We start from the raw sequence: 24,108 nt of genomic DNA, 5'->3' as shown, positions 1-24,108 counted from the left end.
GATCTACCGATCCATATCGCGATCTAACACAACCTGCCCTAGCACATTGAATTAATTATCCTGAATATCGACCTCGCTACAGGCAGTTAAACGTATCGCATCCGTAACACTGGAAAGACAGTTCGTACTTTCCCCACCCATGACAATTTCGTTAGCACTGAAGACCAGTCCGCGGGTGCTCTTGGCACTAAGGACTAACGTTTCACCAGTCTCGAACCTGTTGTTCTTAATAACTATACCCTGATGAACAGGAGTGCTCTCATCAACCTCTGTGTTCTCTGGCGAAATGAAAATAACCGGATGCTCGATGCCTCCGCATTCAATAAAATGATTCTCGGCGATGGTTACATCCTCCACCTTGCCAGACTCATACCAAGACTCCGCATCCAGGGCAACCAGAATCGCACTCATTTGCATCCGATCAAAAACATTCCCCTTAATCTCTACTTTACGCCGGGTTGTCACAAGGATACCGCGGGTCGGTACCCGCGCGAGGTGATTATTTACGACTTCAACCTCCGGTGTCCAGGTTACATTCTCGATCACATCATGGCTGCCAATTCCTTCAGGAATAGACTGTGCTAAAGTCAATATTAGCTCACGTGGGTTGAGACGCGTAACCTCTATCACTTCATTAGCAGCATAGGTGGTCAGAGAGCCAGAACGAACAAATTCAATTTCGTCTCCTGGATGGAAGGCCATAAAACCGTAAGTCTGCGGATGCATGAACCGAACCTTCACCCTATTGGCAGACAGCTGCTCCACGATCCGTAGATAGGTACCATGGACATTGACGACGTCATCATGAGAACCGGCAAAACGGCTGTCTGCAACAGTTATTTTACCTCGGCAGCTGGACATATGGATGAAATCCGCAAAGCCAGTAACCGTTCGGCCTGTCTCCAGGCGCGGCGAAATATCCATGCGTTGAAAGGTGAGATTGTCGCTGAACTGCCCTACAACACCAAGTCCGTGTAAAAAATGCAGCCCCACATCGCTGAAGGTGATGTTAGAGCTTTCCACAATGAAGACACCTACCTGATCGCGAATACCATCACGGCTTTGCAGGACTTGCCCGGGGACAACCTCAGGCTGATGATCAAAATGCAAGCGGAGCTTCATCGGCTCCAGCTCTTCAACCGAATCAGCCAGCTCCGACCAGTTGTCCACCCGCCAAGTCGTATTGCGCAATGGATCATAGGTCTGCATTGGTCCTTCCGAGAAGTTCCAGCCCTCACCGATCCAGACCAGCTTGCCATCCCTGATCTCATAACGCGAATCGGGGTGAACCTGGACATCGAAATAATGAGTACCGCTTTCAGTAATCTCCATCTCTGTCACAGTCGGCCGAGCATAGTCGGTATGTAAATTACGAATCTCTACATTTTTGCATCCATCCAGCAAGAACATAGTCTGCTTGCCATGGAAGATAAATTGAGAGCCATTGCCCTCAAATGTTAAATTGTGCAGCCCCTTTAAGAGAATTCCTATAGTCTTGGTGACATCAGGATTCTCTTCTTCACTGGTAGTGTTGGAGATGTAGTAGGGTTTCCGGATCGCCGCTTCCGGATAGAAATGATAGCAGCCTTTTGGACAATCCAGCAGGACCGGCCCAGTTATTTCGGCGGCTGCCTCAATAGCTCTTGTCATGGCTGGCTGAGCATCCAAGCCGGAATCCGGCAGAACACCATAGTCAGTCAGGCGGATTACGATAGGAGAAGAATCGACGCTGTGTTCTGTAAAAGAAATGATCAACACCAACTTTTTTAGAATTGTAAACGCTTAATAAGAGGCAGTATAATCCTCTAGGTTAGAATAATCAATTGTACATTAGCTGCAAAATGCGCAGACTGGTGCCTTTACTCTGTTCATCCTTTTTCCCTGTAATTCGCACGGTTACTTGCAATTCCTGACGTTGTTCCTCAATTCCGAACATAGCAATAATAGGCCGAAACGCAAGCGGACACCATTCATCGAATAAGTTAACCGCATGAAAGGGACCGCCATTGAGCGAATATTCGAATATCCCACTGTCCGGGCCGTAGAGCAGCAGCAGACCCACACTCTGTCCGGTTACTGTGTAAGAAAAAGATGCCTCTTTGCTGTCTGTATATAAATGCTCCGTTCCAAATCGCCAGTTCATCAGTGGATCATCAGAGGTAAGCTCGCGAAGCTCGAACCCATCTGCATGATCAGCGCCTCTGAAATCCAGTAAATTACCGTATTCATAATTTCGCTCCTCCAGAGGAGCAATACTTAACGCGCTTCGGGTATTTGAATGTGTGTTGTCAGGAACAAGAGCTGCATCCAAATACTCCTGTAAAAAAGAAGCATACAGCGCATGTCCGTCATCGTTGGGATGATATCCATCCGGAGCCAGCTCGGTCCACTCTATTTGTCCGGCCTGGGTCTGTGCATAAACTCTAGCTGCAAAATTAACAGATGGAAGATCGTAATGCTCAGCTACTTCTTCGTGGACGGCAATGTTAAAGGGATTGCTCCCTGACAGATTCTTCTCTGCTGCCGTATACAAGAAGCAAATGTCAGTGCCGGGCGACAACCGTCTGCACTGTCGCACAATTCCTTCCATACCTCTAATGGATTCTTCCCGGTCGTTGCCGTCATTGACGCTAAATTCAACGAATAGTAGATCAATCTTGCCGTATTGCAGGACATGCGACTGTAATCGGTGAGCGCCCAGCGTGGAATTCGTTCCACCCACTCCTGCATTGATGAAGCGGAATTCATGATTCGCAAATCGCTCCTGCAGATACTTACCAGTCAGCGCTCTCCAGCTAAATGTGTCCGCGTCGGAAGCACCTGCCCCCTCTGTAATGGAACCACCCAAAAAGGCGACAGTCACCGGCTCCTTTCCCGCAAGTCTCACGCTTGTATTCGGTAGTCCCCGTCTTGGAACCACAAATTGATGATTGCAATGTTTCTCTTCTGTCATGACTGATCCTCCGTAAATAAAAATGTATATTTTTCCTTGAAATCAAGAAATCAGGTGCTGGGGTATATCTTACAGCACCTGATTCTGATTTCAATATTTTATTTTTTAGAAGTTTCGTAAGCCTTTTGCAAGATTTCAAGATAACGATCTAGCTTCAAGTCTTTCAGACCTTTTATATATGCATCCCAATCTTTATTAAGATCCTTGTTGCCCGTGATGAATTGAAGCTGATTTTGCTCAATGTAATTCTTGATGTTGGTTTGCAATAAGCTCGCTTCATCGATTTCGCTTGGATCAATCCAAATCGACCAGATCGGGAATAATTCTTTAGGCTCATGTCCTTCATACAGCAGAGTCGCATCATACAATCTGCGTTCATAACCGCTGGAAGCGTAGATGTCAGTAGCTTGAACGAAGGTATCACGGTACTCTTTTGGCATATAGAAGTGACCCATGCCGCTTCAGCCCGCATTGCGCGGCGCTTCGCCCTCCGCCATAGGAATGGTCTTGATCACTGGTTTAACATCTTTGTCCAGTGCTACATCGCCTTCTTCTGGATCAGTCCAATCAATGCCCTTCATACCGCTTCCACCATTGGTCTGTCCTTCAGAAGTAAACATGTAGTCTACCATTTTAATTAAAGCGATCTGTGCTTCCTCGCTAGCTTTGTTGGTGATGACAAATTTCGCTCCTGGGGATACGCCACCTGCATCATGAGTCGCATAGGAGATACCTTCCGGTCCGCTAATCGGTGGTACAGGATTGTAGTGTGCCGAGCTTCTATTGCCCGGATCAATATTGACGAAAATCGCAGGGTGCATGCCCGCACCAGCGCCCAGAATTTCCGCATCGGCATTTTCACCGATTTTCTTAAAGGCTTCCGCATTCTGTGTGAATGCCCCTGGATCAATCAAACCTGCGTCAAACAGAGATTTGATATAGGTCAGGCCTTCCTTCCACTCCGGTGTGACAGCCGCCGATTGAACTTTTCCATCCATCATGTTCAGATAATTGCGGTCATCATCGTATACAAATGCATTCATGAGGAATGGTACAATGCGTACACCAAACTCCTCAATAGAGCCACTTAGCGGCACTTCATCTGCTTTTCCATTCCCGTTCGGATCTTGTGTTTTGAAAGCTTCCAGCACTTTTTTGAATTCTTCGGTTGTCTTCGGCATTTCCAGATTCAGCTTCTTCAGCCACTCGGTATTGAGCCACATTTTGCTCGGATAGGAGCAGTGAAAGCACTCTGTGTAAGCGACAAGCCCGTAGATATTACCATCAGGCGCTGTGTTAAGCGTTCTCAAATTATCGTTCTTTTCCATAGCCGCTTTAATATTCGGAGCATATTTATCAATTAGATCGTTCAGAGGAATCAGTACGCCCTGTTTGCCATACTTCAGAAGATCTGCCTGTGAGAACTGATCGATATAGTGAGTGAGCAGGTAAGCATCAGGGTAATCACCACTAGCAAGTGAGATTTGGCGCTTTTCCTTAGCTCCGTCTGAAGGGTTGATTTCCCATTTGAATTTAATATTGAATTTGTCTTCCACAAATTTCGAAAATTTATTGGTAGGAACATCGATCCCGGATTCCTGAACCGAGAACACGCTGATTTCCACCGGTTTGCTTGCTGATTCCGAGTTACCCGACTCAGCAGGTGCGGAGGATGTGTTATCTGTATTTTTATTAGCACATCCGCTTAACACCACCGTAAGAATTAATACCAGGACCAATGACAAGGTCATCATACTTTTCTTCAAATTCGATCACTCCCTTTTATAATTTAGGCAGGTACGATATCTTTCTGTCATTTTACTGCGTGCCTCTCCCCCTCTCCAGATTCTGAAAGCTGTGAATTAACCTTTAACTGAACCGACCAGCATTCCTTGGACAAAATAACGCTGAACAAACGGATAGATAACAAGTACAGGCAGAGTAGCGATAACTATAAGTGCATATTTGAGTAGCTCAGCAAGCTGCTGCCGCTCCACCATTTTCATCGCATCCATTGTACCTGCACTGTTGTTCTGGATGATGATGCTTCGTAAGACAAGCTGAAGTGGGAACAAATTCGCTGATTTCAAATAAATCAAAGCGTCAAAGTATGCATTCCACTGTCCTACCGCATACATAAGGACTAACACCGCGATAATGGGCTTCGATAACGGAATGACAACGCTCCAGACAAACCGCATATCACTGCAACCGTCGATTTCGCTGGCTTCCAGCAGCTCCTCCGGAATGGAGGATTGAAAGAATGACCGGGCAATAATGACCTGCCATACCCAAATCGCGTTTGGTATCAGCAGTGCCCAGCGGGTATCAATCAAATGGAGTTCCTTCACGACCATATAGGTCGGAATCAGCCCGCCGCTGAATATCATCGTAAAGGTGATGATCATCATCAAAGTGTTGCGTCCGAAGAAACCTCTGCGTGATAAAGGGTACGCGATCATGATCGTAAGCACAACACTAATGAACGTCCCTGCGGCTGTATAAAAAATGGAGTTGCCGTAGCCTGTAATGATCTCAGGTGTATTTAGCAGAACCTTGAAACCTTTGAAGGAAATATCTACAGGCCATAACCAGACTCGACCGGAGGTAACGGCTGCTGGACTGCTAATCGAGCTGCTGATGATAAAAATTAGCGGATAAATCACCGCGATGACCACGAGGCTGAGTAGAATATAAATAGTGGTCAGAAATAGCTTATCGCCAGTTGATTCTTTAATTTTTTGCTGAACTGCTGCCATGTGGTTGCTCCTTTCCTACCAGATGCTGTTGTTTGTGATGCGTTTAGCCAAGCCATTCACCGTAAGCAACAAAATAAGGTTGATTACCGAGTTGAATAGACCAACCGCAGTTGCAAAGCTATAATTGGCGTTCAGCAAACCGACCCGGTAGACATAAGTGGCAATGATCTCGGAATTCGCCAGATTGAGCGGGTTCTGCAGAAGATAGACCTTCTCAAAGCCAATAGCCATGACATTCCCAACATTCAAAATCAGGATGATGACGATGGTAGGCACAATACCTGGCAGATCAATATAACGAATTTTTTGAAAGCGTGAAGCGCCATCGACTTTGGCTGCCTCATAAAGCGTAGGATCTATACCGGCAAGCGCTGCTAAATAGATAACGGCACTATAGCCCGCAGTCTGCCAAATATCAGACCAGACATAAATCGAACGAAACATTCCCGGTTCTCCAAGGAAATTGATCGACTCCAAACCGAAGAAGTTGAGAGCGATGTTCGCAAATCCAAGACGAGGTGCCATAAATAGCATAATAATGGACACCATGACAACCGTCGAGATGAAATAAGGCGCAAAAGAGACCAGCTGGACGAACTTTTTGAACCTTCCCCCGCGCAATTCATTAATCATGAGCGCAAGGATAATCGGAATTGGAAATCCCGCCAGCAGCAGGTAACCACTAAGCATGATGGTGTTCTTGAGCAGGGTCCAAAACTGCGGATTATCAAAAAATAATCGAAAATTATGAAATCCAACCCATGGACTTCCCCATATTCCTTTAATCACGTTGTAGTCCTTGAAGGCTAGAACCGCGTTCAGCATTGGATAATACTTAAAAATGAGGAAGAATAACAGAGGTGGAATCACGAGCAAATGTAGCTGCCAGTGCTTTTTCATACTTCTACGAGCATTTTGTAAAAATACAGAGCCCTTACGCTTCGGTAACGACTTGTGGTGTAATACTATTTCTTTCTCCAGAACAATCCCCCCTAAGCAACCGCCAGTAGTTTATGATAGCGCTTTCTACGAGTTGATCATAATTGACTTTTATCCCCAAAGAAAAGGTACACTTGGGCATTTCAGCGTACAAATAACCCTATTCAGGGAGAACAAAATAGCTGTAGAACGGCCATTTTTCCGGAATCAGGCCCTCTCTGGAGATTTTCAATCTGGACAATTCTACCGGCAGTTGAATAAATCGCATGAGACAATTCAACCAACGCTTGATAGGATTGCGTTTGCAGAAATGCTATGCTGTTTTTGACAGTGCGCACTGTACATTTTGTTTTATTGGAGGTATACAATGCTCGACTTGCGTAAAATTGGAGCTTATATTTCGAAGCTTCGCAAAGACCAGGATTTGACCCAATTGGAACTTGCCGATCAACTGAATGTAAGTCATCAAGCGGTATCGAAATGGGAACGGGGCGACTCACTACCGGATATCGGAACGCTTCCGAAGTTTGCGAGATTATTCGGCAAAACGGTAGACGACATTTTAAATGCAGGAGACAATACAGAAATTCGGGAGCACCCGCACCTAGGAACGATCGTTGAGGAGATCGCAGAGAACAGGCCGGAACAAGTTGCAGAGATGGTCAATACCGGAGAGGCGGAGCTGGAGGAGCTTGTAGAAGTAGCGCCGTTTGTAAAAGCAAGCGCTCTGCATAAGGTTACAGAACGATTAGACAGCAGCGTCCTTAATTTAGACGTGATCATGCGGCTGGCTCCGTTCCTTGGAACAGATACATTGGATGAACTGGTTCGTCAGGCAGAAGAGGGCGAAATTGTGTGGAATACCATTACTGGACTCGCTCCGTTCGTCAGCAGCGACACATTATGTCGACTGGTAGATAAATCGATTGACGTTTCCTTAGAAGTGCACAATCTTGTTGGGATTGCCCCATTTCTTGATAGAGAACATGTAGATCGCTTGGTACAACAAGCAGAAGAGAGCAGCTCGAGCTGGCATTCCGTTCAAGGGCTGGCACCCTTTATTAGCAGAGAAACATTAAACCGCTTGGTAGACCGGGTTGCAGACGGCACTATCGATGCGGACCAGATCATAAGCCTCGCACCTTTTCTGGACAGGGAAAATCTCGAGAAGTTGATTGGTGGAGTCGAAGCTGAACATCTTAGCCCAGATCTGCTGGCAAGTCTTGCTCCTTTCGTCGATCAAGGGACATTGAGCAGAATGGTGACAAACTTATTAAATAAAGTAAAGTAGACACGGATATCGGAGATCAGAGATCGGTAATCCATAGACCGTTGGCGATCCCCAAAGCTACCGGGAAACGTTAGTTGAACGAAAACAGCGGCAGTCTAAGACTTTATTTATCAAGTCTGATATGCTCCCCATATGGTAGACAGGCGAAATAAAAAAAGCCTGCTACTGTGAGGGGAGCTTATTCATGTCTAGAGGGAAATATAACGCTTTGGAGAAACTCACCATCCTCGAAGAGGTATCGAATGGGGAGATTGGTTTTTTAGCAGCTGCGATGAAATATGGGATTAACAAGACGACTTTAATGAAATGGCAACGTCGATATAAGACACATGGATATGAAGGGCTAGAGCGCCGTACACATCTTCAAAGGTACAGTGCTGAACTGAAGCTCCAGGCGGTGAAGGACTATCTTGAGGGGGGCTTGTCTCAGTATCAGATCATCGATAAATACAAGATTGCTAGTACGAGGCAGCTCTTCAATTGGATTAACAAGTATAATGGTCATAGCAGCTTAACAGCCTACAAAGGGGAAAGAAAAGCTATGACAAAAGGGCGAACTACGACTTGGCAAGAACGGATCGAAATCGTTCAGTATTGTCTGAGCAATCAACATGATTACCAAAAGACAGCTGGACAGTTTCAGGTCTCCTATCAGCAAGTATACCAATGGGTGAAGAAGTTTGAAGGTGGCGGCCAGGACGCGTTAAAGGATGGTCGAGGAAGAAAGAAAGCCCCAGAAGAGTTAACGGCGGCCGACCAACAGAAACTCAAGATGAAGCAAATGGAGTACGAAATTGAACGACTTCGGGCGGAAAATGCATTTTTAAAAAAGTTAGAGGAACTAGAAAGAAGGCGACGCTAAATCAAACACGGCAGGAAACGATCTACCTTGCCATTCAAGAACTTCAAAAGGACGTGTCAGCAAGCATTCAACGGCTATGCGAAATTGCAGGAATTGCACGCTCAAGCTATTACAAATGGCTAAATCGCAAGCCCAGCCCTCGTGAGCAGGAGAATGAGCAGTTGATCCAGGTAATGATGACCATCTATGAGAAAGTGGAGCGCACTTTTGGGTACCGTCAATTAACTCTGCATATGCGCAGACAAACCGGAAAAACCATTAACCACAAGCGCGTAAAGCGGCTAATGAAGGTCATGGGAATTCAGTCCGTTATTCGGAGGAAGAGGAAAAAGTATGCCAATGCTACTCCACAACAGGTCGCGGAAAACGTCCTAAACCGCAACTTCCATGCGGATACGCCGAATGAAAAGTGGCTCACCGATGTAACGGAATTCAAGTATGGCAACGACCAGAAAGCGTATTTAAGCGCTATTCTCGATCTCCATGATAAATCCATCGTCTCTTATGTATTAGGGCGTTCCAATAACAATCCACTTGTATTCCAAACGTTGAAACTCGCCTTACAAGAAGCCCCAGAAAGCAGCCCATTGCTTCATAGCGATAGAGGCTATCAGTACACTTCACTGGGCTTTAAGAAGCTTCTGGATGGCAACAAAATGGTTCAGAGTATGTCCCGAGTTGGGCGATGCATCGATAACGGTCCAATGGAATCCTTCTGGGGGACCTTAAAATGTGAGAAGTATTATTTGCACAAGTACCATACCTTTGAAGAGCTTAAAAGGGACATTGAGGCCTACATTCACTTTTACAATTACGAACGGTTACAAGCAAAATTAAACGGCCGTAGTCCGATGGAATTTAGGACCAAGGCCGTTTAACGATTTTGATTATTTGTACTGTCTACTTGACGGGGTGCAGTTCAGTCTTGGTCCGCCGCTGCTTCTTTTAATGAATCAGTCTAATACTTAATTTTCACCAAACAACTGTTTATTCATCAATAGACTGTCTATAAGCGCTCGGTGAAACGCCGATTAACCGCTTGAAGGCCCGTCTGAAAGAATGTGAACTGTTATAGCCCACCCGCATAGCAATCTCATCGACCGTATACCGACTATCTTTGAGCAAAATCACAGCCTGATCCATTCTCACTTTTATCAGATGATCAGAGAAATTGACACCGGTAACCTCTTTAAACAATTGAGAAATGTATTTTTCAGGCCGTTCCACCTGTTCAGCTACCCGGTACAGACTCAGCTCTGTATCCGAATAATTTTCTACGGTATATTCCTTGATCTGCTTAATAATCTGAATATGAACATCCTTCTTTTTATTTGCAATAAGTCCGCACAGTTCTTCCATAATGACAAAAAATTCGGTCTGAATCATTTCGAGTCGTTCCGATGAACCAATGTCTATGACCCTCCGCTTCACACTCTCGATGTCCGGGTATTCTGTAAAAGCCTTTTGATCCAGAAGCTTAAGAAACGTCCCTTTTATTTCACCAACAAGCTGTTGCTTCATTTCCATGGATAATTCACGCTGTTCCATGTTCTGGGCAACAATCGCACGGACAATCCGTTTAGCCTCTTCTAGCTCTCCAGCCCGAATGGTACTGATCAGACGTTGCTCTGTATCCAGTGGATAATAGTAGGTCGTATTCTCATTTTGGGCTTCGCTACTCCATACAATTCCTTTTTTATTCATGTAGACGGCATATTCCAGAGCTTGTTTGGCTTGGTCAAAGGAAAGGCTAACCTCCGTTATTTCTGTAAAAAGATCACCGAAGCCCGCCTGAGTAGTAATACGGTACTCATTAAAAACGTACTGCGCCAAATTCTCCAGAATGTTAGTGATATTCTCTGCCTCATACGCCTTGTCGGTCTCTTCTTCCTTGGAGAAAAACAAAGTTACCACTTTGTCGGAGCCCATATCCGTCATTAGTACATCCACTCCGAGATCCGATAGGGACTGCTTCAGCAGCAAACGGGAAGCATTCAGCTCATTGAGAATTTCAACGCTGTCCATACCGGCATAGCCGTTAATCTGAACAATTCCAACATATCCAGTGTTCTGTTTCAAGTTAATCCCCACCTGCTCAGCGGCAGTGAGAATCTCATCATGCGTTTTGAATTCACCCGCTAATAACCGCTTCAGAAATGCATCCCTGACCAACGGAAGCTGACGATTAAGTTCGGTTTCCAGCAACTTGTTCTTGGTGATCATATTGGCAATATTTCCGCTTAAAAAGTCAAATTCATTCTTGGCGGAGGCCTCTTCCTTGCCAAATTGCTCCTTCATGACGCTAAGCATATGGTTGATTGGAGCGCTGTTACGGTAAGCTAATATTAGTCCAACTATCAAGCCGATGAGTAATGTTCCTCCCGTAATTTGTATGGACATTTGCTTGATCTTGTTAGCATTCTCCATCAAAATATGCCGGGGAATCCCTGTCTGATATACCCAGCCGTTCGAATCAGAACGAGTCGTGATCACTAGATCGTCTTCATAGAACTGACTAACCTTGTTTTTATCGAAATCCGAATCAGCGGTCATATGGGCCATTTTCTGCTCATCACTTCCCTGCAGGACAATCGTATTTCCTTCAGCATCGCTGATATGAACCCAGCCTCCGTATCGCTCAGTTAGACCAGATAATAGACTAGAAATAATTTTCTCGTCTATGATCACTACCGCGACAGCTGGTGAAGAATCGTTGAAACTATCCAGAGGGAGTGACTGCATATAGGTAATAACGGAGGTTTGCATGCCCCTGCTAACATAGTCACTGAGTGGCTTGATTTCACTGCGGTGGGTTTTCTCAAGCACTTCTTTGATCCAATCCTGTAGCGAAAGATCCTTATAGTTGAAATTAGAGTAGTAATGTTCCGGACGGTAAGAAGAACCTGGGGTTAGAATAAGATTATAATTGGCGAGGTAAATATAATAGTTTTGCAAAAAATCATTCGTCTGACCGAAAGTCAGGACATTCCGCATCGTTCTCCAAATGCCATACACGTTCGTCTCATTGTCTCTTTCATTCATCAGAACGTTTAGCTCCTGGTTGACTGCCAATTGCCTGGTAAACCCTTCTACTTCCGCCATGCGGCGCTCCAATATTTCCTGACTTTTCTGGAGCTGGGTGACCCCGTTCTCAATAGAGATAGACTCTGTCACAGAAATCGAAGTCAGATAGGACATATATCCGCCAATGCTGGGAATGACCAAAATGACTACATAGGAGATTAAGAATTTACGAAAGATATTGGAATATTTAAGCGTAGTGACCCCTCCCCTAATATCATTTCGATAGCGCTATCATTACCATAGATTAAAACATTTTACTTAATAGTCAAGTGTGCAAACCCAATTTTACAGGTGTTAAAACTTTCAGAACTGGATAAAAAGCAGCGATATACGCCGTTATCACTGCTTTTTATTCACCATCCGAATTTTTTTATCTTTCCAGTGTGTTAACCCTTCTAAGTTGTATCCATCGTATGGCGGGTAGAATGTGAAGGCACAAAACCGAATTCCTCCTTGAACCGATCCATAGCATACAAAGGCTTATATTCTTGACCGGAAAAATGATAATAATCCAAATTAAAATCATTCCCCACCAACGGGGTAAGGAGCTCAGCCACTGGCAAATTACTGCTAGCATCCGGCCCAACCAGATTGAGAGTTCTTACCCCCGGCTTAAGTGGAGATTCCAGTGCCGCAGTAATTCCCTCCACCACATCCTCAGCATGGACATGCCCCAGTGTGATGAACGGGAGCGTTGGCTTGGATCCTGTCTTCAAGACAGGAGGAATCCAGCCTGGGGAGGCTACAGCTCCAAAGCGAAGATTGATAAAGTCGGTATCTTTATGATTGCGATGAAAATACCGGGTCAACTCCTCGACCATAGCCTTGCTTAGCCCATAGGCATCCGCTGCCAAACAGGGATGATCATCTGGGATAGGCAGCTCAAGCGGAATTAAATCCTCAGTGAGTCCACCCACCACGGCAATGGAGCTCGCTGTGATGAACTTTTGGCAACCGTGGTCAAGCAGATATCGGTACAATCTCCTTGTTCCCAGCACATTAACAGCAAGGCTTTCCTCCTCAGTAGAGCCGCCAGTAACTGCGGCAAGATGAATCACCGCCTGAATATCATACGAGTCCAGCCTGCTCAAATCCTCCGCCGAATCAAAAGAACCCTGAACATACGCAAAAGCCCCTTCCGGAGCTTGGCGTGACAGACAAATCACTGTATGTTTATCTGCCAAATACTTGGCTAGAGCCGTTCCGATAAATCCACTTGCTCCGGTAATTAGAATATTCATGCTCATCCCCCCTTCTTTTTCTCATCTCATATCATTCAGAAAAAAGGGGCCAAAGAAGGCCCCTCCGTTCATTCATCGCTCAACTTATTCTGTCCACTGTTCTCCGCCTTGTGTACTAGGCTTCGAGATATGGTCGGTCGATGCCTCCTCAATATCACCGAATGCCCAGTGGGAGACTGGAACATCGTTCCACCCTGGCTGCGTGACACCAATAAGTGGGCCCCTGCCCAAAACTCTGTTGATAGCTGTAACGGCTTCCGCACGAGTAAGCTTGGAATTCGGGCGGAAAGTTCCGTCACTGTAGCCATTCATTATGCCTATATCTTGGGCTTTCTTTATCGCTGCCTGTGCCCAGTGACCGGTGATGTCAGAGAAGCCGCGACCCGATGTTGTAGAATTCGGGCTCAGCATGGCTGTTAAACTAGCCATTTCTGCACGCGTCAATGGTTGATTAGGCTTAAAAGTACCATCAATATAACCGTTCATTAGTCCCATCTTAGCTACTTTGGCAATAGCATCTGCCCCCCAATAGCTGGAGGGAACATCACTGAATGTTACGCCTGATCCAGTGGCCTCTTTCTCAGCAACCTTCGCTAGGATGGTTGCCATCTCAGCACGGGTAATGGGAGCATCGGGTTTAAAGAAGCCTCCCGGATATCCGTTGATATACGCCGAATGTCGCATCGTCTCGGCATCATCCTTCCCATCAGTTCCAGATGCCGGAGTTGGCGTCGGAGTCAGGGTAGGTGTGGATGAAGGCTGAGCTGGTATAGACGGACCCCCTGCATCAGTCGGTGTAGGTGTTGCTGTCGGCGTTGGTGTTGGAGGTTCTGTAGGGTTCGTTGTTCCGCCATCACTGGTTGAGACTGTGAATTTCAATTGATCTGTCAGCATGAGATTACCTGATTTCTTCACAGCTTTAAGTGTGTGTAAGCCGCTTGCCAATCCAGAAATACTGTAAATCTCCTGTTGTGTCAGTCGACTCTGACTATAAGCATTCACGGTCTGAATCCATTGTCCGTCCACATAAATATCTACTTCACCTTGATCTGGACCCGTAGGTGTGATCAAGCGGATTCCAGTGCCCTTGAAGGTATATTCAAAGGAATCGCCTTCCACTGTCGTTGAATGCACATCATTAAGATAATCGCCACCAATAGTAAAGCTGAGGTTCAGCTTTCCCACTGGTTGTGATGCGAGATAAGATTTGTTCAGTGTAACACGGTCACCAGCTACCGTATAATCGGTCCCAGGAACCAGATGATATGATCCATTCGTAATGCCAATAAAGCTTTCCGGCTGTTGTAGAAGTGTAATCTCAATGTCCTCCTGAGCAGAAGGCGATTTATCAAAGCTCGCTGCGACCGGATTAATCATATTCGGAATCTCTACCTTGAGCATGTCAAGCAGCATGAATCTGCCTGATTTTTTCACAGCCTTGAGTGTGTGTTGTCCATCTGTAAGCCCAGAGATACTGTACAGAATCTGCTGTGACAATCGCCCGTTTCGATAAGCGCTTACCGTGCCCTTGAATTGATCGTCTACATAGATATCCATATCCCCTTGTGATTCGTCTACCTCAGTGAACAGTTGAATCCCTGTTCCTCTGAAGGTATATTCAAAAGAATCACCATTTTGCTCCGCATACTGCACATCGTCATTGTAGTCGCCCATTCCTCTTCCACTACTGCGGGACCAAGTACCGTTATATTTGATTCCCGGATCGTCATTATTAACCATCACATAACGGATGCCTGTAGAATCGCTAATGTGTACCGCTAGCGTCTGTGGATCACCGGCGTTAAAGATGATGTTAAGACTTGTTATGCCAGCAGATTGCTGTGCAAGATATTCCTTCTTAATGGTCAATTTGTCATTAGTCACCGTATAATCTTCTTCGCGGAGTGCCACTCCATTATTCTCAATACCACTCAGCGTATTACCATGCAGATTAAGCGTGACTGTGACATCCTTCTGTTGTTCCGTTGCTTTATCAAACCCAGCGGAAGTCGGAGTAATAGAACTGTTCTGACCCCCAGCCGGACTTTCTGTTGTCACTCTCAGCGCGTCGAGCAGCATATAATTTCCCGATCCCTTGCTCACCTTAAGCGTGTGAGGGCCGTTAGAAAGTCCTGATACACTATAAAGAGATTGTTGTACCTCTCTCGGTCCACTTGTATACGCATTTACAGTCTGTGCAACCCCATCGTCTAATGTAACAATCATTTCTCCTTGCGATTCATGCTTTTCCGTCAGCAGCTCAATGCCTGTTCCCGTAAAGGTGTACTCGAAAGAATCACCGTCCTTCTCGGTATAGTGCACATCGCCATTATAATCTCCATGTTCTCGGGATGAGCTTACCTGCCATATGCCGTTGTATTTAATGCCGCTGTCATTATCATTAATGTAAACCACATCCGTAACAGTGGTATTGCTTGCCGAAGCTGAATCCGCAGCAGGGTCAGCCCCAGAGTTAAGAGCATCCTCTTGAGGAGTACTGGTAGCAGCAGCCGAGGAATCCTTAATTGTAATGCTCAGATCCTGCTTCCCCTCTAACAGCTCCTTGCCTCCATTTCGCTTCCAATCTCCGCTGTAGCGCATCCCTGTATCATCGTTATTGACAGCTGATGTGCCGCTTAGCGCGGTTACTTTAAGCATGCGAGAGGCATGGGGTTCAAGGATGCCAACGCTGAATTCCTTCTCAAAGGTTCCCAGCTCGGAATGGCTCCATAGGTCGCGCACTGAAGCCGGACCATCAAGGCCAAGATCACTCCATTTGACTTTAACCTCCGCACCCCGACTACCCAGATTGAACAAAGCAACGCTGTAAGTCCCATCTCCATTATTGGCATACCATACCTGCTGCTGGGTATCCATCGATACCGGATGACCAGGACGTCCGGCTTGGTTTACGGCAATAACCTCATCATTGGTAAGCAGTTCTAGTCCATAACTGTCCAGCCGTGTCATGTCATTCCCTGTATAGAGCGGCACGGAAGAAATGGACCAGAACGTCATCGCGGTCTTTCGCTCGTCCTTGGTCAGACCATCCATGAAGCCGTTACCAACGTTCAGAGAATCGAAGTCGTTCCAACCGCCAGGGCCTGCATCCCGCCACCAAAGTGCTGCTTTGGGGAATAATCGGGAAATACTCGGCCATGCTGTCAACCCACTGCCGTCATAAGATTCAACATCCCAATCAATTCGCCAACCGTTAGCATATTTTTTCCAGAATTCTACGTAATTGTGGTCGAGCGCCCAGGATAGCTCAAACCAGATGTTATTTCTATCCAAAGCCTTGGACCATGCTTCTACATCGCCGCGTGCATCCCGGCTCAAGTTGTCAATCCCCGACCCAGGGGTTACGCTGTCGAATTTGACGAAATCGATCCCCCACTCACCAAGCATATCTGCAATGGAATCCACATACTTCTGGGCACAGGGATTCGTGAAATCAATTTTATAGGTGTAGGAATTCCAATAATCCATAATGGTAAGCGGCTTGGCCGTAATATCCTGAATACGACATTCGCCGCCTGTCCCATACACCTCAAGATTTCGGTTATATGCATCGATAGATACCCCCGGGATCAGATAGATCCCAATCTTTTGTCCATTATTATGAACATAGTCAATGACCTCCTGAAATCCGTTCGGATAAAGGACTTCACTAGGAATAGGTCTCCCGTATTCATCCATATCGCCATTCCAGCCCGCATCAATATTAATATATTCATATCCATGGGCTTGCAGCTTCTCATGCATCGCATCCGATTGCTTCTTAACGCTCTCCGCCGATGTCCAGTTTCCTGCCCCATCATACACTTGCATACTGTAACTGCTCCAGCCCATATACGGCTTTTGAGCCATACTCTTTTCCGCCGCTTGCGCAACATTGCCTTTCATTCCTGTAAAACCGAACTGTGCTGCTGCAATAATGAATACTAGCAGACTCATACCCAATCTTTTTCCCATTCGCTTCAAATCATCCTTACCCCCTCAGGAAATGTGGTCAAAATTACTTTGATAGCGCTTTCTTTCGGAAAGATCATAATTGAATATGGATTTCCAAGATAGGTACATTTCGGTATTTTACGTACAAATAACCCCTAAATAGAGGGGCAAATAAACAGCCTAACAAACATAATTCCCTCGATTCTATGGAACTTAGTGAGAACACTGTACCTTAGTTATATTTGGACAATCACAAAACAAACTCTTGTTTCCTCGTTCCAGTGATGAAAATCACTTACTTTATTGGAAAAATAAAGAATAGTCTAGAGATACAAACGACAAAGCAATAACAGATGAATGATATACAGAAGAAAGGAAGATCGCATTGAAGTTGGATTTGGATGGATTAAATGCTGATTTCTTAACTTGTATGCTTAAGGCATCTTTTTCATTGGAAAATTGGGGTGCTATGATTGAAATTGCAGATAGATTGATTACCCAGATTGCACTCATATATGAGACAAGCAGTGACACATTGAGAGAACAAAACCTGAAGCGGAGTATTCCCTATTATTTTGGATTTAGCTTATGTTCAAAAGGAATCGCACTGCAAAAGCTCGGTAAGTATCCTGAAGCTAGAATGTGTATTCAAAAATATGCTGAATTGGGCTGGATCAAAGGACTAGATGATGAGGGAATTAATGAAGTCAAATACTACTGTAATATTGCAAAAGCCAATACCTACGTGCTCGACCTTTTGGAAGGCCAGACAGAGGTCCTAAAGGAGTATGTTGAATTTATTAGAAACAGTGCTGAGGAAGAGTTACTGCCAGGACTAATTACCATCTTGGAATCCTCGATAAAATATAACTATTCCGTAGATTGGATTCTGAGTGATCTTAAAAACAACGTAAATGACATAGAAGAGTATGTGACTAATGTGGATATAAGATATTACGAGGAATACATTTATTTGCTGGTGATGTATTACTACGAACAAGAGAATATGAACGAAGCAATCAACACTATTCTAGAAACTCTGATTTTTAGTATCAAAATTGAAAACGATACAAACCTCAAGAAATCAGTAGCACTCTTTGAGCTCCTAAGAGAACATGCTCATCAATCACAACTTCAAATGTATCACAACATAATGGAAAAAATAATAGTCAAAGAGTTTACTAATGAAAAAGAAAATGTTCTTGCTTACAGTCGTAGTCTTGATTAGTTCCAGCTTAATGATCGCCTCTGCAAGTGCTTCCGCTGTCGATTCGGGTTCCACAATTTACACCGTTAACAATCACGGAATGGGTCATTGATTGAAATTTTATAATTGGATTATACAAAGGAGCGATCATCCGGCTATTGGATAATCGCTCCTTTGTATGTAAATGCAAAAGATAGCTTAGCTAAAGACAACAAAAAGTAATAGTTTCACATTATACATAATCCTATGTACTCTATCATTTTTTTATATACAATAATAAGAGACAACTGGTGCCTGTGCTGCGAAGTTGTTTACATACTAATCAACCATTAGAGGTGTACTTTAAAGATGAACAGACCTATTCGTTTTGGAATAATCGGAAGCGGCTGGCGGGCGGAAATGTATCTTAAGTTGGCTCACCTGCTTCCGCAGCAATTTCAGGTAACCGGTGTATTGATCCGCAACCCTGCCAAATACCAGCAACTGATCGACAAATGGAAACTGACCGTATACAGCTCGATAGAACACCTTGCGGCCGAGAGCGATTTTGTGGTCCTGGCGGTGTCCAAGACCGCTGCCGCCTCACTGCTGTTGGAGCTTGCAGCGCTGCAAGTACCTGTGTTGGCCGAAACACCCACCGCCTCTACGCCGGCTGAATATGAACTGCTTCGATCCAGCGCCATGGATTTCCCTCTGATTCAAATAGCCGAGCAATATCCGCTGTTGCCTCACCATCAGGCAAGAACCGCCTATATTCAAACCGGACATTTGGGCGAGGTAGGTCATGTTCAAGTCTCTGTTGCGCATGGTTATCATGGAATCAGCCTGATCCGTAAATGGCTCTCGATCACTGGCACAGCATGTGAAATCACAGCTCGCCGGCTAGAGGTTCCAATCATGGACTTCTCTTATAGGGGGAGGGAGGCCGAAGATGACCTGAAGACAGAGCAGCAGGATATCGCAATTATGGTGTTTCCCTCCGGCAAAAGCGCTGTGCTTGACTTCACTCGCTCCCAATATTTCTCGCCCCTCCGTACCAACCGGGTACTCATCCGCGGATCACATGGGGAAATTCGCGATAATGAGATTATCCGTCGCCTGGGAACCGAAGAGACCGAGTATATGAACATTAGTCGGATTCAAGGCGGACAGGAAGGCAGTCTGGAAAGTCTCTCCTTGCATGAATTGCGTGCAGGACAGCTTAGTCTATTTCAGAACCCGTTTCATCCCTCTCCCCTTTCTGATGAAGAGATTGGGATAGGACAAGCCTTATTGAATATGTCCAGCTTCCTGCACACGGGAATTTCAGCATACTCATTAGCGGATGCCTTAATAGATATCAGACTGTCATTCGCGGTCGATGAAGCCATCGCCCTTGGAAGCACTATAACTTTGCAAGATGAGATCAGGTCTGCAAAATAAAAACAGGCACATGAGAAAGTTAAGAGCCTTCTCATGTGCCTGAACAATTGTATACGATTCAATGACTCGAACAAGTGTAGCATGCAAAACAGAAATCAATGACCGCCCGATTTCAATGCCATGCCCTCATGCTCCATATGAAATTTAATTAAACGAACAAATATCCGATTACAGGACCCATAAAAATAACCAAATATATAAGTGTAATCCATGGCTGATAATGAATATAGAATTCTTTGAAAGAAAGACTCCAAGGATGCTTAATGATCACCCAGCCCAAAACATCAATTATAATGCAAACTCCGGCCCATATTGCCCCTGTAATAAGAGCTTCTTCAAGGTTGGGTACAGATAACCCCCGCATATATAGCCAACCAAAGATAGAAAACAGAATGACATTATAAAGAGGATGCCAAGGCTTTGTTTTTTCATATCCCTCCCCCATACCTTTTTCGTCCATTGGACTCATTTTTAACGCATAAATATTAAATACGGTATGTAAGACTCCAACAATAGTCACCATAAAATAGCAAATCCATAACCATAACATCGACATTGCAAAATCCTGCATAACTGCCTCCTTTTATTACCCCAGCGCATGCAACTGCTGCTTTTCCGGCTATGGAAATGAGACCATTCAAAACAGATTTGTTGTTTTAATTGAAAACATCATATCTGACTCCGCTCAAGTTTGCACTTGATAATACGATGGTTATTATGCTTGCATCCGGACTGTATCTAACCTGGTAACCCTTATAAATATGCGCTTTCATTGGATCTGATGAATTCAAATCTTTGTACACGCCCTTTTGCGGAAACCGAAAGAAACGAGTACGAAAAGGGAACATTGCATATTGTTGGCATCCGGCTCCTTTGATGGAAATTCAGTAAAGGAGGCTGCCGTTATAAAACCAGAATGAACCGGCGTTAGCAAAATGCCAGCAAACCCGCTTAAAATCAAACAAGGGTTCCAGCTCAAATGAGCTGAAACCCTTGTTTTTAGTGATGCCGAGGACGGGGGTCGAACCCGTACGGTTCTCACATACCGCAGGATTTAAAGTCCTGTGCGTTTTATTCAAACGCCATTCTCAAGCATAAACCCTTGATACATAAGGCTTCCTGGTCTTTTCTCAATCTATACCGTTCTGCTAGTCACACAGTATTTTTGGTAGTAAAGGTCATAAACCCACGTTTATAACGCCTCGAATCCTGTGTAGCGAATAATTTGATATTACCATGCACTTACTCAGTATTCAAGTTACTTATTAAATAACAAAGACATTATTCTCCCCACTCCCCCTTGAAGCCTTTACTAATAAAATCTTGTTTTAGTCAGGTACTATCTTATAAATGAATGTAGCATTAAGCTGCATTAACCTACGGAATTCCTCTAATTGGTTACCTTCATTCTCTCACCTATACTTCTGAAAACAATTGATCTGTATTTAATGATTTTTTATAGATTATGTTGAACTTGTACAAGATTTTGTTAATTTTTCAAACCGACTTCTTATATTGTGATTCTAATTAATACACATACGAAAGGAGCGGTCTTTATCGAACGCTTATTCACCATCAAAGAAGCAATGGATATATTACAGCTTTCGTACACAACGGTCTACATCATGTGTAATAACGGCACTCTACCAAGCTGCAAAGTTGGGGGAAGTATTAGAATCTCTCAAGAGTCGCTACGGAACTTCATCAGCAATAACACTTCAGGAGGTCAGCAATAATGGAAGATATTAAAACTTATCTAGGTCACTTGTACTCTGCAGATGAAGTAGCCAAGATGTTGAACATTGAAAGGGTCACTTGCTACAAGTGGCTAGGTGAAGGAAAGATACGAGCAATGAAGTTGGTCGGTTCTTTATGGCGTATACGAGAAGCGGACTTACGTGAATTCATAGAACATTCAATTAATGAAGGGAGACGTTAATAATGAAAAGATACTATACCATTCCTGAAATTGCACATAGGCTTACTATAAACAGTCACAGCAATTTGGTTAGTCAGAAAACAGTCAACAAGTGGATTTCGCAAAAAAAGCCTGTGGTTGAACGTATCCCAGAAAATATTAGGGGCTTTGGAATATACCCATATTGGATTGAAGTCACTCACTTAAAGTCCTTTCTAAATGAAATAGGATATGACGCTGACAAACTCTTCCCCGACAATGCGTAGTCCAACTAGTAAGCCCCTGATAAATCCTTCAGGGGCTTTATTTCACCTATTAATTATATTAATCAAAGTAATAGATAATTTTAATCTCAACCTTTTAAGTTGTAACCACGATAACTAGTATGCAAAAGGTGTTTTAATCGCCCTTTATGTATCACTTACTTGTAAACACAATTTAAGGAGGAATCACTTTTGAAAGAATTCAAAAAGTTTAATGAGGCATCGAAGATTACAAAGGTAAGCCAGAGAATGATGTTATGGGCATTACATGGCTCTCAGCTTGCCGTACTAAAGTTAGGAGAGGGAATGAACTCTAGGTATCATATCCCCCCTATAACGTTGGTTGAATCTATTCAAAGAAAGGGGCGAAACTGATGCCTACAGGTAAGATTTATTTCAATAACGGTGATGCGAAGCCGTTCATAAGGCTGGATAATGTTATCGCTTGCTGTAATCGACTTAACGGAGAAGAATTGAAACTCCTCGGACAGATTATGAATATTGTAAATATCGATTATTCACGAGGTATTACCACAACCGAAGTCAAGCTCCCTAGAAACCTTCTTACATGGATTTTCAACAACTGTACGATGGAATCTATCTTAAACTATGCAAAATCTCTTAAAGAATTAGGCTTTATAGAATCATTTTCACGGGATGGAGGTGATAATGGAGATTTTATCTTTCTCGTCAAAGAGAAAGAGCTCTTCGTGAATAACCCTTATGTCCTTCTTGGTGTCATAGAAAACCAAGTTATTGAGTCATTCCGTTATAGTGGAAAGAGTTCAAGAGATTTTCTAAAAGCTATGAAAACCGCCACAATTGCTGTACAAAAAGATTATGTTAAGCGACTTAAAAACGCTAATGATTCAAAGAAGAAAGAAATCCTAGAAGAATATCAGCAGTATCTTTGTGAGCAATTAATTCCCTATGGATCATTCAGTCCCCCTATTCCACGTAGCACACTTCCAAAAACTAAGCAATCTACAGAGCACAATCTCCCAGAAAGCGTTAACGATTGGAGTAAATCAGATTTCACTACTTACTTCTCAAGTAGATACAAAGAAATTACTAAAAAGAATCATACTAAATCGAGTAAAAAATCCGGCACGTTAGAACAATGTATTTCTAAGGTGATTGATTTGTATTCTGGAGATAAAATCAAGACTAAGTCTCACATTGACAAGTTCTTTAAGGGAGTCCCTTACGACAACAAGATGAAAACTGATCCTCAAGCATACTTTATGGCTGATACTGGTTTGTTGGAACGTGTAAATGCAGCGGTAGAGTCAGGAGTGCCCTTTACACTCTACGAAAATAGAGAGCACCAAGACAAGCATTCTACAAATGGTATCAATCAAAATTTAGATATTAAAGAGGCCGTCCAAGAAAACAAAGGTATTGATGTAGATAAGTTCTTAAAGGCGATTTATGGGGAGGAGAAATAATGGAAGATCCATACGTAACTTGTGAATCTTGTGTAGTAAAAGACTGGTGCGGTAGACGCAATCGTTCTGTTCCGCTGCCCCCAAATTATCTATTAAATGCTGAATGCAGTGGGTTTGTTATGCTAGAACAAGCATTGAAGCTATCACGTATACCCAAGGAGTACCGGAATGCTAACCTACGTAACTTTAAATTTGATGATGATAATGGCTTATTTCAAAAACAGATCACCGGATTTCTACAACGTCCATTGAATGTAGTAGAAAAAGGATTTAACCTGGCGCTATTTCACCAGAATAAAGGGACAGGTAAAACATACACAGCCTGTGCAATCATGAATGAGTTTATTTACAAGGGCTGCATGAATCCAGAGATATTTGACTTCGAGAATCCGCTGGCGCTCTATATCAAATTCAACACCTGGGCTAACAAAAATCGCGATCGCTACCGTGACGATGCTATGTATGAAGAAAGTCTTAGAGATATGGAGCAAATGAGAGAGGCTCCTTTACTAGTTTTAGATGATATCGGAAGTGGTAGAATCACTCCAGTTATTCGGGATCTGCTTTACGATGTGATTGACTATCGGAAGGAAGAACAGAAGTCCACTATTTATACGTCGAATTTTGTAGATTCAGTCCTTCGTCAAGACGCATATCTTGGAGGAATCATCGTATCAAGAATGATGTACAATACAGTGCTGATTGATCTAGGTGGCAGAGATAAACGACAGTCATAACAGGTTAGTCTAAAAAATGTAACAAAGAAA

The 24,108-nt window shown here is 44.0% G+C and carries 18 protein-coding genes and 1 pseudogene; 10 read left to right on the top strand and 9 right to left on the bottom strand.

Going from position 1 to position 24,108, the window contains the following annotated elements:
• Nucleotides 1-51: 51 nt before the first annotated feature.
• From MKX35_RS11120 to MKX35_RS11100, 5 genes and pseudogenes are all read right to left on the bottom strand, one after another.
• Entirely contained in the window at nucleotides 52-1,758 is a 1,707-nt protein-coding gene (locus tag MKX35_RS11120; protein ID WP_076300752.1) for an alpha-1,3-galactosidase-related protein, read from the bottom strand.
• 61 nt (nucleotides 1,759-1,819) lie between these two features.
• The gene (locus MKX35_RS11115) at nucleotides 1,820-2,953 is read right to left on the bottom strand and encodes an SGNH/GDSL hydrolase family protein (RefSeq protein ID WP_076300751.1); all 1,134 of its coding nucleotides are present in this window, start codon (nucleotides 2,951-2,953) and stop codon (nucleotides 1,820-1,822) included.
• Nucleotides 2,954-3,051: 98 nt separating this feature from the next.
• Nucleotides 3,052-4,707, bottom strand: a pseudogene (locus MKX35_RS11110) (extracellular solute-binding protein).
• Between the two features lie 108 nt (nucleotides 4,708-4,815).
• The gene (locus MKX35_RS11105) at nucleotides 4,816-5,712 is read right to left on the bottom strand and encodes a carbohydrate ABC transporter permease (RefSeq protein ID WP_042190759.1); all 897 of its coding nucleotides are present in this window, start codon (nucleotides 5,710-5,712) and stop codon (nucleotides 4,816-4,818) included.
• 15 nt (nucleotides 5,713-5,727) lie between these two features.
• On the bottom strand, nucleotides 5,728-6,612 hold the full coding sequence (locus MKX35_RS11100; RefSeq protein ID WP_143759569.1) for an ABC transporter permease: 885 nt from the start codon (nucleotides 6,610-6,612) through the stop codon (nucleotides 5,728-5,730).
• A gap of 406 nt (nucleotides 6,613-7,018) precedes the next feature.
• On the opposite strand from MKX35_RS11100, the gene MKX35_RS11095 reads away from it, so the two are divergent.
• The 3 genes from MKX35_RS11095 (at nucleotide 7,019) to MKX35_RS11085 (ending at nucleotide 9,682) form a co-directional block, all read left to right on the top strand.
• Nucleotides 7,019-7,942 (top strand): helix-turn-helix transcriptional regulator, encoded by a 924-nt coding sequence (locus tag MKX35_RS11095; protein WP_076300750.1) that lies wholly within the window; start codon nucleotides 7,019-7,021, stop codon nucleotides 7,940-7,942.
• A 184-nt stretch (nucleotides 7,943-8,126) separates the two neighbouring features.
• Nucleotides 8,127-8,804: a helix-turn-helix domain-containing protein gene (locus MKX35_RS11090; protein ID WP_341044157.1), complete on the top strand. Its 678-nt coding sequence runs from the start codon at nucleotides 8,127-8,129 to the stop codon at nucleotides 8,802-8,804.
• Entirely contained in the window at nucleotides 8,762-9,682 is a 921-nt protein-coding gene (locus MKX35_RS11085; RefSeq protein ID WP_341044459.1) for an IS3 family transposase, read from the top strand. The genes MKX35_RS11090 and MKX35_RS11085 overlap by 43 nt, the downstream gene beginning before the upstream one ends.
• A gap of 109 nt (nucleotides 9,683-9,791) precedes the next feature.
• Here MKX35_RS11085 and MKX35_RS11080 read toward each other — a convergent pair whose 3' ends face one another.
• The 3 genes from MKX35_RS11080 to MKX35_RS11070 form a co-directional block, all read right to left on the bottom strand.
• On the bottom strand, nucleotides 9,792-12,002 hold the full coding sequence (locus tag MKX35_RS11080; RefSeq protein WP_081382898.1) for a helix-turn-helix domain-containing protein: 2,211 nt from the start codon (nucleotides 12,000-12,002) through the stop codon (nucleotides 9,792-9,794).
• 281 nt (nucleotides 12,003-12,283) lie between these two features.
• Nucleotides 12,284-13,129 (bottom strand): NAD-dependent epimerase/dehydratase family protein, encoded by an 846-nt coding sequence (locus MKX35_RS11075; protein ID WP_076299626.1) that lies wholly within the window; start codon nucleotides 13,127-13,129, stop codon nucleotides 12,284-12,286.
• An 84-nt stretch (nucleotides 13,130-13,213) separates the two neighbouring features.
• The gene (locus tag MKX35_RS11070) at nucleotides 13,214-17,104 is read right to left on the bottom strand and encodes a X2-like carbohydrate binding domain-containing protein (RefSeq protein WP_256716319.1); all 3,891 of its coding nucleotides are present in this window, start codon (nucleotides 17,102-17,104) and stop codon (nucleotides 13,214-13,216) included.
• Nucleotides 17,105-17,468: 364 nt separating this feature from the next.
• Here MKX35_RS11070 and MKX35_RS11065 point away from each other — a divergent pair, with 364 nt between their 5' ends.
• Nucleotides 17,469-18,311 carry a hypothetical protein gene (locus MKX35_RS11065; protein WP_081382900.1) on the top strand — a complete coding sequence of 281 codons (843 nt, stop codon included), beginning with the start codon at nucleotides 17,469-17,471 and terminating at the stop codon, nucleotides 18,309-18,311.
• A 327-nt stretch (nucleotides 18,312-18,638) separates the two neighbouring features.
• A complete protein-coding gene (locus MKX35_RS11060) occupies nucleotides 18,639-19,712 on the top strand; it encodes a Gfo/Idh/MocA family oxidoreductase (protein ID WP_076299628.1) in 1,074 nt (357 codons plus the stop codon).
• 148 nt (nucleotides 19,713-19,860) lie between these two features.
• Here the strand turns inward: MKX35_RS11060 and MKX35_RS11055 are convergent, their stop codons facing one another.
• Nucleotides 19,861-20,283, bottom strand: a complete 423-nt coding sequence (locus MKX35_RS11055) for a hypothetical protein (RefSeq protein WP_076299629.1) — start codon at nucleotides 20,281-20,283, stop codon at nucleotides 19,861-19,863.
• 946 nt (nucleotides 20,284-21,229) lie between these two features.
• Between MKX35_RS11055 and MKX35_RS31855 the strand changes: the two genes are divergently transcribed.
• The 5 genes from MKX35_RS31855 to MKX35_RS11035 all read left to right on the top strand — a co-directional run bounded on the left by MKX35_RS31855 (nucleotide 21,230) and on the right by MKX35_RS11035 (nucleotide 24,078).
• The gene (locus tag MKX35_RS31855; RefSeq protein WP_076299630.1) at nucleotides 21,230-21,448 is read left to right on the top strand and encodes a helix-turn-helix domain-containing protein; all 219 of its coding nucleotides are present in this window, start codon (nucleotides 21,230-21,232) and stop codon (nucleotides 21,446-21,448) included.
• On the top strand, nucleotides 21,448-21,651 hold the full coding sequence (locus MKX35_RS11050) for a helix-turn-helix domain-containing protein (protein WP_076275649.1): 204 nt from the start codon (nucleotides 21,448-21,450) through the stop codon (nucleotides 21,649-21,651). The genes MKX35_RS31855 and MKX35_RS11050 overlap by 1 nt, the downstream gene beginning before the upstream one ends.
• 2 nt (nucleotides 21,652-21,653) lie before the next feature.
• On the top strand, nucleotides 21,654-21,896 hold the full coding sequence (locus tag MKX35_RS11045; protein WP_076275650.1) for a hypothetical protein: 243 nt from the start codon (nucleotides 21,654-21,656) through the stop codon (nucleotides 21,894-21,896).
• 371 nt (nucleotides 21,897-22,267) lie between these two features.
• A complete protein-coding gene (locus tag MKX35_RS11040) occupies nucleotides 22,268-23,341 on the top strand; it encodes a hypothetical protein (RefSeq protein WP_076299631.1) in 1,074 nt (357 codons plus the stop codon).
• A complete protein-coding gene (locus tag MKX35_RS11035) occupies nucleotides 23,341-24,078 on the top strand; it encodes an ATP-binding protein (RefSeq protein WP_076275653.1) in 738 nt (245 codons plus the stop codon). Before MKX35_RS11040 ends, MKX35_RS11035 begins: the two co-directional genes overlap by 1 nt.
• Nucleotides 24,079-24,108: the final 30 nt, after the last annotated feature.

Source organism: Paenibacillus sp. FSL R5-0923, from assembly GCF_038009145.1.
Taxonomy (GTDB): Bacteria; Bacillota; Bacilli; order Paenibacillales; family Paenibacillaceae; genus Paenibacillus_AQ.
The sequence above is the reverse complement of the archived record's forward strand: the minus strand, read 5'-3'. Positions and strand labels throughout refer to the sequence as shown.